Source organism: Kitasatospora sp. NPDC024654 (genome assembly GCF_055559155.1).
The window spans coordinates 105,959-110,213 of sequence record NZ_JBVHLF010000020.1 but is presented as its reverse complement, the minus strand read 5'-3'; the positions used below and the strand labels follow the sequence as shown (position 1 = coordinate 110,213).

4 protein-coding genes are annotated in these 4,255 nt (G+C 74.6%); 2 read left to right on the top strand and 2 right to left on the bottom strand.

Annotated elements, in window-relative coordinates; translation table 11 throughout:
* Window positions 1–453 precede the first annotated feature (453 nt).
* Entirely contained in the window at window positions 454–1,164 is a 711-nt protein-coding gene (locus tag ACZ38L_RS15170) for a nucleoside/nucleotide kinase family protein (protein WP_465692974.1), read from the bottom strand.
* Between the two features lie 9 nt (window positions 1,165–1,173).
* Entirely contained in the window at window positions 1,174–2,196 is a 1,023-nt protein-coding gene (locus tag ACZ38L_RS15165; protein ID WP_465692972.1) for a S66 peptidase family protein, read from the bottom strand.
* 307 nt (window positions 2,197–2,503) lie between these two features.
* Between ACZ38L_RS15165 and ACZ38L_RS15160 the strand changes: the two genes are divergently transcribed.
* Window positions 2,504–3,430 (top strand): hypothetical protein, encoded by a 927-nt coding sequence (locus tag ACZ38L_RS15160; protein WP_465692970.1) that lies wholly within the window; start codon window positions 2,504–2,506, stop codon window positions 3,428–3,430.
* A 45-nt stretch (window positions 3,431–3,475) separates the two neighbouring features.
* A partial coding sequence (locus tag ACZ38L_RS15155; protein WP_465692968.1) for an ATP-grasp domain-containing protein occupies window positions 3,476–4,255 on the top strand: 780 nt, incomplete at its 3' end.

The window sequence follows — 4,255 nt, the reverse complement described above, 5'->3', positions numbered from 1 at the left end:
TGGCGTTGACTTTTGGCACGCTGTTGAGTTCTCAAGGAACGGACACTTCCTTCAGACCGCTCTCGCAGGCCCTCCGGGCGTTTCGTTCATTCTGCATTCAGCTTATCAGACCCGATCCGCACTGTTTCCCGCGGCTCTTTCCCGACTCACTTCCCGCTGGCCTTTCGACCGCCTTCCGGCGCTTCAGATCCTAGCAGATCCTCCATGCCCTCCGGCCTTCAAGTGGCCTTCGCCGTAACCGACCTGACGGCCCGTCCGACGCCTCAAACCTTAGCCCAGCCCCGCTCCGAAAAGCGAATCCGGACCCACTCCCGGAAATGCAGACACGACAAAACAGACCGGCCCGCGACAGCGCGCGAAAAGCCGGGCTTCTTGCTGCGAATGGTGTTTCGAGAGAGTGGCCGCCCCGGGACCGTCCGCGCAGACGCGTGTCCGGTGCTCCCTGCCGAGCGACTAGGGAACACTACTCCCTGTGCTTGCCGGGGGCAACTCGGTGGCCACCCGGATGACCCGGGTGCAGCGGGCACGGCTGAGCTTCACGTACTCGCCGTTCGGCTGGTCGTTGGAGTCCACCCAGGCCCGCGCCGCCCCGTCGTCGCGCCCGCCGGCCAAGTGCCGCCTGACCAGACGGTCCGCCCGTACCTCGTCGGGCACCTCCAGGTACCAGACCTCCTGGAGCAGCGCGCGGGCCTGCGACCAGCCCGGCCCGTCGGCGGCGAGGTAGTTGCCCTCGGTGACGATGAGCCGGGCGGCGGGCGTGACCAGGTGGCGGGCGGCCACCGGCTCGTCGAGGTCCCGGTCGAAGTCGGGGACGTAGATGTCGTGGAACCGGTCACCGGCGAGCCGGTGGAGCAGCGCCGCGTAGCCCAGCGCGTCGAAGCTGGGCGGCGAGCCCTTGCGAGCCCGCAGGCCCAGCCGGTCGAGCTGCGGATTGGAGAGGTGGAAGCCGTCCATCGGCACGTAGGCGGCGCTGCCGGCCCCCTCGGCCCGCTCCACCTCCCGGACCAGATGGCGCGCCAGCCAGGACTTGCCCGCGCCGGGCGCGCCGGTGAGTCCCAGCATCATCCGGCCGCGCCGGTGGGCGGCGGTCCGCAGGGTGGCCAGCAGGTCGGCCACCAGATCGGCCGGCCGGCACTCGGGAGAGTCGTCGAGGTCCGAGGTCACGCGCGCACCCTAGTCCACCGGGGAGGGCTCGGTGGCCAACGCTTCCGGCGCCGGCTCGGCCGCTCCGGTCCCGTCCGCCAGCGCGGGCCGGTCCAGGGTGAGCGTGCCGGCGTCCGCGTCGAGCAGCGCGGGCACGCCGAGCGGGACGGTCAGGGTGGACGGGCAGTGCCCGAAGCCGAGCTCCCAGAGCACCGGCACACCGAGCGGGGCCAGCCGGGCGGCCATCACGTCCCGGATCCGCTCCGGCCTCCCGCAGCCGTGCCAGGAGCCCAGGACCACCCCGCGCACCCCCGCCAGTGCCCCGGACCGGATCAACTGACTGAGGATCCGGTCCAGCTGGTAGGGGTGTTCGTTGACGTCCTCCAGCAGCAGGAGGGTGCCCGCGAACGAGCGACGAGCCCCGGGCGTGCCACACTCCGCCGCCAGCACCGAGGCGCAGCCGCCCGCCGTGACCCCGCGCGCCCGGCCGGAGATCAGCGGACCGGCGTCGGGGCCGGTGAGGGTAAGCACGGTGGCCGGCTCGAAGAGGGTGCGGCGCAGGTGCTCGGCGGTCGGGCCGTCCTCGACGAACGAGGTGGCAGCGCCCATCGGCCCGTACAGGCTGACCAGGCCGAGCCGCTGGGCGACCAGCTCGTGCAGCGCGGTGACGTCGCTGAAGCCGATCAGCACCTTCGGTGGCGCGGCCCGCAGCGCCGCCCAGTCGAGCAGGTCGGCGACCCGCTGGGCGCCGTACCCGCCACGGGCGCAGAGCACCGCCGCGATCGACGGGTCGAGCCAGGCGCGCTGGAAGTCGGCGGCCCGGTCCGTGTCGGTGCCCGCCAGGTAGCCGAGCCGCGGATCGGCGTCCAGCACGTGCGCGCCGACCACCGGCTCCAGGCCCCAGGAGCGCAGGATCGCGCAGCCGGCCCGGAGCCGCTCCGCGTCGATCGGGCCGCTGGGGGCGACCAGGGCCACCCGGTCACCCGGCTCCAGGCGGCGGGACCGGATCAGCCCGCCATCGACGGCTGGGTGGGCGAGCGGCGGCGTGGCCATGCGTGGTTCGTCCTTCCAAGGACAGCCGGACGGGGCGGGAGACCGGGCGGGCCGGGCCCGCCCGGCACCATTCTTCCCATCTCCGGCTGGCCGCCCACCCGCCGGGCACCCCGGTTCGAGCGGACGCTCAGCCAATTGATCATCAACTCTCAGGGAGCCGGGGTATGTTCTCCGCTGACCAGGACACCATCGGGGTTCCGCCCGGTGGACAGGGCCTCACCGTGTGTCAAGTACCGCAGCTCCCCATGGACGTGCACCCCCCGGTACGGCAGGATCGGGCGGACTGTACCCCGGAGGACCCTCACCGATGAGCTCGTCGTTCATACCGATGGACACACCGGACCAGCCGCAGGCCGATCCCGCAGCCCCCGGTCCGGCCCAGGTCGGCCCGCCCACCGGCGCGAACGGCCGTGTCGACGGCAAGCCGGACCCCGGCGCCGCCACCACGGCGAAATTGCGCGCCGGGCTGGCCTCGCGGCTGCGCTCGGCATACGAACGGGGTGCTGGAATCGACCGGCTGGCCGCCGCGAGCCACCAGTCGGTCTCCGAGGTCCGGGAGTTGCTGCAGCTGGCCGGGGTCGATCCGGTGGCCGAGCCGTCCGTCCCCGCCCCGGAGACGGTGCTGCCGTCGCCGCGCACCATCCTGGAGGCGGCACCCGGAGCCTTCGAGGAACCGGCCGACCGCGGTGACCCGACGGCCCGGCCCCGCCCGCGGATCCGGCGGCCCGCGCCCGCCCGTCGGCTGAACCGCACCGAGCCGGAACCACCCGCGGTACCCGGCTCGCCGGCCGTCCCCGCGCAGCCGGACGGGCCGGCCCAGACCGATCACTCGGACGGCCGAGCGCTGCCGGAGCGTGCCCCGGCTCCCGGCCAGGGCGACGTGCGCCGGGAAGGACCCGAGGAACCGGCGCTCGGCATCCTGATCGGCGGCGCCCAGCGCGCGGTCGAGCCGCCGTCGCGCCCCTCCGACCCCCGCTTCCGGCGGGTCGCGGCCCAGCTGATCCGGGTCGGCCGGGGTACCACGCTCGCGGTACTGCCGGCCTGGCGCTCGTCGATCGCCATCTCGGTGCCGACCGAGCTGCTGCTCGACGTCACCGGGCTGAGCTTCGAGGAGCTGGCGGAGGCCGAGCTGACCGTGGTGGTCAACCCGGACGCGCTGCACGACCGCGAACTGCGTGCCCACGACTGGCAGGTCGGTCCGGCCACCGAGCACCTCCGGCGGCGCCGCCCCTGACCGGGATCACCGGCTCCGCCGCCGTACCCCGCTAACTTGGTCCGTATGCCCCCGCCGACTCTCCTGCTGCCGCACGACCCGCTCGCCGAGCGCCGGGTCGATCCGCACTACTCCGCGGAGGCCCAGCTGATCCGCGGCCTGGGCGGTGGGACGGCGCTGGTGGACCACGACGCGCTGCTGGCCGGCCGGGCCGCCGAGGCGGTCCGGCGGGTGCCGGCCGGCACCGGGCCGGCCTGGTACCGGGGCTGGATGCTCCCGGTGGCCGCCTACGCGGCCTTCGAGCGCGCCCTGGCCGACCGCGGCTGCCGCCTGCTCACCAGTGCCGCCGGCTACGCCGCCGCACACGAACTCCCCGGCTGGTACGGCACGTTCGAGGGGGCGACGCCAGTCAGCGTGTGGCTGCCCGCGGACGCCGGGCCGGGTGAGCTGGCGGCGGCGGCCGGCCGGCTGGGCAGCCACGGCCCGGCCGTGGTCAAGGACTACGTCAAGTCCCGCAAGCACGAGTGGCACGAGGCCTGCTACATCCCCGACCTCGCCGACTCGGCGGCGGTCCGCCGGGTGGTGGCCCGCTTCGTCGAGCTGCAGGGCGAGTTCCTGAGCGGTGGGGTGGTGCTGCGCCGCTTCCACCGGTTCGTGACGGCCGACCGGGCCGGCGGACGGGCGTCCGAAGCCCGGGTCTGGTGGCTGGACGGCGAGCCGGCGCTGGTCGGCCCGCACCCCGACACCCCGGGCGAGGGGGGGGGGGGGGGGGGGGGGGGGGGGGGGGGGGGGGGGGGGGGGGGGGGGGGGGGGGGTGTGGGTGCGGGATACGATAGGCGAGGGTTC